The organism is Actinotalea sp. C106 (genome assembly GCF_023630195.1).
Taxonomy (GTDB): domain Bacteria; phylum Actinomycetota; class Actinomycetes; order Actinomycetales; family Cellulomonadaceae; genus Actinotalea.
Genome location: NZ_JALPKN010000237.1, coordinates 1 through 4,939 on the forward strand (window position 1 = coordinate 1; position 4,939 = coordinate 4,939).

Below are 4,939 nucleotides of genomic sequence, written 5' to 3' on the forward strand. Positions count from 1 at the left end.
GCGCAGGCCGTGGCCGGCGCCGACGGCGCGATCGACCGGCTCGCCCTGCACGAGGCCCTCGCCGCGGTGTGGAGCCTGGTCGACGCGACCAACGGCTACGTGACCGAGCAGGCCCCCTGGTCGGTCGCCAAGACCGAGGTCGGCCCGGACGGCACCCACCCCCAGGGCGGTCGCCTCGCCACCACGCTGGTGACCGCGGCCGAGGCGCTACGCACCCTGGCCGTCCTCCTCAACCCGGTGACCCCCCAGGCCGCCGCGGCGCTGTGGGACTCCCTGGGGGCCGAGCCGGTCCTCGGGGCGCTCGCGGACCAGCAGGTCGCCGACGCGGGGAGCTTCGGCCGGCTCGTGCCCGGCACGGTCGTGACCAAGGGGCCCTCGCTCTTCCCGCGGATCGAGGAGCAGGCGGCCTCGTGAGCCCGCGGGGACGAGAGCGGGACCGCTCCTGGCCCGAGCTGCCCGAGCCCCTGCCCGCGCCGCTGGTCGACGACCACACCCACCTCGACCACGCGGCCCCCGGCGCCCCCGGCTTCGACGGCAGGGCCGAGCCGCCCTCGGTCCTCGAGCAGCTCGAGCGTGCTGCCGCGGTGGGTGTCACCCGGATGGTCCAGATCGGCTGCGACCTGCCGGCCGCGCGCTGGACGGACGTGGCCGTCGGGGAGCACGGAGCCCTGCTCGGCGGGGTCGCGATCCACCCGAACGAGGCGCCGCTGCACGCCGGCGTGCTCGAGGTCGGCCCCGACGGCCTCGAGCCCGAGCGGGAGGCGCGGCACGAGGTCTCCCTCGACGACGCGATCACCGAGATCGCCGACCTCGCCCGGGGCAACGACCGCATCCGCGTGATCGGCGAGACGGGCCTGGACCACTTCCGGACCGGGGAGCGCGGTCGCGAGGTGCAGCGCGAGTCCTTCCGGGCGCACGTGGCCCTGGCCAAGGAGCTGGGCCTGGCCCTGCAGATCCACGACCGCGACGCCCACGCCGAGGTGATCGACCTGCTGCTGGCCGACGGCGCCCCCGAGCGCACCGTCTTCCACTGCTTCTCGGGGGACGCCGCGATGGCGCGGCTGTGCGTGGACCGCGGTTGGTACCTGTCCTTCGCGGGGCCGGTGACCTTCGCGAGCAGCCACGAGCTGCGGGCCGCCCTGCACGTCACCCCGCTCAGCCGGGTGCTCCTGGAGACCGATGCTCCCTACCTGACGCCGCACCCGTTCCGCGGCCGGCCCAACGCGCCCTACCTCCTCGCGCGGACGGCCCGCAGCGTGGCCGCGGAGCTCGAGCTCGACCTCGCTGCGCTGTGCGACCAGGTGAGCGCGAACGCCGGGCACCTCTACGGCAGCTGGGGGACCGACGCCTGACGGGGACCTCGGGACTACCCGCCGCCGTGCTCGTTCCGTTACCGTCATGGGGGATGCGTGCCCGGCCCGCGGGCGAGCCGTGGTTGACCAGCACGTTCAGCAGCACCCCGGTCTGCGCCCCTGCCCCCGACGGACGGACGACGCCGTGCCTCTGAGGACCTCGTGAGCCCTACCCTCGTCGAGCGTGCCCTGCCCGCACGTCTGCGCCTCGTGGCGCAGGGGCTGGTGCTGGGACTCGTCGTGGCCGGGACGAGCGCCTTCGCGGTGCTGCACCAGACCGTGGTCCTCGAGGTCGACGGGGAGCGCACGACCGTCTCGACCTTCGGGCGGACGGTGGCCGACGTGCTCGCGGCCGGGGGCGTCGAGGTCGGCGACCGTGACCTCGTGGTCCCGGCGGTCGACGCGAGCCTGGTCGGGGCCGAGGAGATCCTCGTCCGGCACGCCCGCGAGGTCGTGGTCGAGGTGGACGGCGAGGAGCGGACGGTGTGGTCGACGGCACTCACGGTCGGCGAGGTGCTCGCCGAGCTCGGGCTGCGCGACGACGACGTGCGCACCTCGGCCTCGCGCTCGGCCCCGCTGGGCCGTGACGGGGTCCCGACCGACGCGCAGATGCTGCAGCTCTCGACCCCCAAGGCCGTGCACCTCGTCGTCGACGGCGAGACCCGCGAGCTGAGCACCGCCGCGCTGACCGTGCGCGAGGCCCTGCGGGAGGCGGGCACCTCGCTGGGCACCTACGACCAGGTCTCGGTCCCGGTGGACACTCCGCTGGCTGACGGGCTCGCCGTCATGGTGCACCGCGCCGTCCCCGTCACCCGCTCGGAGACGAGCACCGAGGCCTTCGAGACCGTGCGGAGCGACGACCCCGGGCTCGACGAGGGCACCGAGGTCGTCAGCGTGCGCGGCCGTGCGGGCAGCAGCGTCGTGACCTACGTCGCGTACGAGGCCGGGGGGGGCGAGGTCGCCCGCACCGTGCTCGGTGAGGTCGTGCTCGACGAGCGGGTCGACGAGGTGATCCGCGTCGGGACGCGCACCGCCCCCGAGCCGGCCGTCACGGGGGAGGGCGTCTGGGGTGCCCTGGCGCAGTGCGAGTCGGGCGGCCGCCCCACGGTGGTCTCCTCGAACGGGCTGTACCACGGGCTCTACCAGTTCTCGGTGGGGACCTGGCGCTCGGTCGGGGGCAGCGGTCTTCCCTCCGAGGCCACGCCCGCCGAGCAGACCGAGCGGGCCAAGGCCCTGCAGGCGCGCTCTGGGTGGGGGCAGTGGCCGCACTGCTCCTCGGTCCTCGGCCTGCGCTGACCCGCCAGATCGGGACATAGCACACCGGGGCCGAGCGACCGCGTGACAGAAGGTCACGAATGGGTTACGGTCGCATGTCGCCACGGGGCCGCCAGCACTCCTCTGCTAACTGGTCCCCGGACTGAGCTCTCGGCCGTGCCGGAGCTCGGCGCTGGGCGACGGCCGCATCCCCCATGAGGCGGGTCGGTCATGACGGCCGGATCAGGTTGGTCCCGAGCAGCGCCCCCGCGCACGCCCGGCCAGGCCTGTGCCCGGACAAGTCCGACGTCTGGAAGCCTGTGACCTTCAAGCCCTCCCTGCGCCGCTCCTCGGTGCACGAGTCCCCCAGCTCGACCAGCTCGACCCCGCGGCGCGGCCGCGCCTTGGGCATCGGTGCCCTGGCCGCCGTGCTCGTCCTCGGTGGCGGCTCCCTCGCCGTCGCCGGGGCGCACAAGACCGTGACCCTCGACATCAACGGCGAGCCGGTCGAGGTCTCGACCTTCGCCGGCAGCGTCGACGGTCTCCTCGAGAACGAAGCCGTCACCGTGGGCGAGCGTGACCTCGTCGCCCCCGCGGTCGACTCATCCCTCCAGGACGGCGACGAGATCGTCGTGCGTCACGCCCGCCAGGTGACCGTGCTCGCCGACGGCGAGGAGGCCCGCCTGTGGACGACCGCCCTCACCGCCGACGACGCCCTGCAGACCTTCGCGGGCCGCGGCGACGACGTGCGCCTCATGGCCTCGCGCTCCTCGGGTGAGGGGCGCGCCGACCTCGCCGTGCTGCTCGCGGGCGAGGGCCCCGTCGACGTCGTCGTCGACGGGGAGACCCACGAGGTCGCCGACGGCTCGGTGGGGCTCGAGCAGGTGCTCAGCGACCTCGACATCACCGTCGGAGAGCTGGACCGTGTCTCGGTCGAGCGCGACGAGGAGACCGGCCGCGTGATCGTCCGCGTCGAGCGCGTCGTCGCCGAGGAGGTCTCGAAGACCCACGCGATCGAGTTCAGCAGCACCACCGAGGAGACCGCCGACCTCTACACCGACGAGACCGAGGTCGCGGTCGAGGGTCAGGACGGGGAGCGCACCACGGTGCACCGCGTCATCACGGTCGACGGCGAGGAGGAGTCGCGTCTCGAGCTCTCCGACACCGTGACGGTCGCCCCGGTCGAGGAGGTCGTGCGCGTCGGGACCTCCGAGCGTCCGGCCCCCGAGCCCGCGCCGGCCCCCGTGCCGGCCGCCACGCCCGCGAACCCTGCCCCCGCCGCACCTGCACCCGCGCCGGCCGCAGTCGTGAACGGAGACGTCTGGGCGCAGCTCGCGCAGTGCGAGTCGGGTGGTAACCCGACGATCGTGTCCTCGAACGGTCTCTACCACGGGCTCTACCAGTTCAGCGTCGCGACCTGGCAGGCCGTGGGCGGTGCGGGTCTTCCCTCGGAGGCATCCCCGGCCGAGCAGACCCAGCGTGCCCAGGCGCTGCAGGCTCAGTCGGGCTGGGGCCAGTGGCCCGCCTGCTCGACCAAGCTCGGCCTGCGCTGACCGCGCGAGAGCCTAGGCTCTCGACATGACCCACGACGCCCTGCTCGGCCCCGCCCAGATCCGGGACCTGGCAGGGCGTCTTGGTGTCCGCCCCACCAAGACCTGGGGGCAGAACTTCGTCGTCGACCCCGGGACGGTGCGCCGCATCGTCCGGGTGGCAGGGGTCGGGGCGGGGGACGCCGTGGTCGAGGTCGGCCCCGGGCTGGGTTCGCTGACCCTGGGGCTGCTCGAGGTGGGGGCGAGCGTGGTCGCCGTCGAGATCGACCCGGTGCTCGCTCGGCAGCTGCCCAGCACCGTCGCCGAGCGCGCCCCCGAGGCCGCCGAGCGGCTGACGGTGCTGGCCGCCGATGCCCTGACCATCACCGAGCTGCCCGAGCCCGCGCCGCGGGCTCTGGTCGCCAACCTGCCGTACAACGTCGCGGTGCCCGTGCTGCTGACCTTCCTCGAGCGGTTCCCCTCCCTCGACCGTGTGCTGGTCATGGTCCAGGCCGAGGTCGCCGACCGCCTCGTGGCTCCCCCGGGGTCGCGCACCTACGGCATCCCCTCGGCCAAGGCCGCCTGGTACACCTCGGCCCGACGCGCGGGCTCGATCGGCCGCTCGGTCTTCTGGCCGGTGCCGCGGGTCGACTCGGCCCTGGTCGCCCTCGAGCGCCGGGACCACCCCACGACGACGGCCCCCCGCGAGCACGTGTTCGCCGTCGTGGACGCCGCGTTCGCCCAACGGCGCAAGACCCTTCGGGCGGCCCTCGCCGGCCTCGCCGGCTCGCCGGCTGCCGCTGA

4 protein-coding genes and 1 pseudogene are annotated in these 4,939 nt (G+C 74.6%); all 5 read left to right on the plus strand.

The window, feature by feature from the left end:
* Positions 1–414 (plus strand): annotated as a pseudogene (locus tag L0B03_RS13835) (methionine--tRNA ligase); the annotation flags it as partial.
* Positions 411–1,352: a TatD family hydrolase gene (locus L0B03_RS13840; RefSeq protein ID WP_250446758.1), complete on the plus strand. Its 942-nt coding sequence runs from the start codon at positions 411–413 to the stop codon at positions 1,350–1,352. The pseudogene L0B03_RS13835 and the gene L0B03_RS13840, both read left to right, overlap by 4 nt.
* A 162-nt stretch (positions 1,353–1,514) precedes the next feature.
* Positions 1,515–2,648: a resuscitation-promoting factor gene (locus L0B03_RS13845; protein WP_250446761.1), complete on the plus strand. Its 1,134-nt coding sequence runs from the start codon at positions 1,515–1,517 to the stop codon at positions 2,646–2,648.
* Positions 2,649–2,821: 173 nt separating this feature from the next.
* Positions 2,822–4,159, plus strand: coding sequence for a resuscitation-promoting factor (locus L0B03_RS13850; protein ID WP_284501823.1), 1,338 nt, complete (start codon positions 2,822–2,824; stop codon positions 4,157–4,159).
* 25 nt (positions 4,160–4,184) lie between these two features.
* Positions 4,185–4,939: 16S rRNA (adenine(1518)-N(6)/adenine(1519)-N(6))-dimethyltransferase RsmA (rsmA, locus tag L0B03_RS13855; RefSeq protein ID WP_250446767.1), on the plus strand; the 755-nt coding region annotated here is incomplete at its 3' end.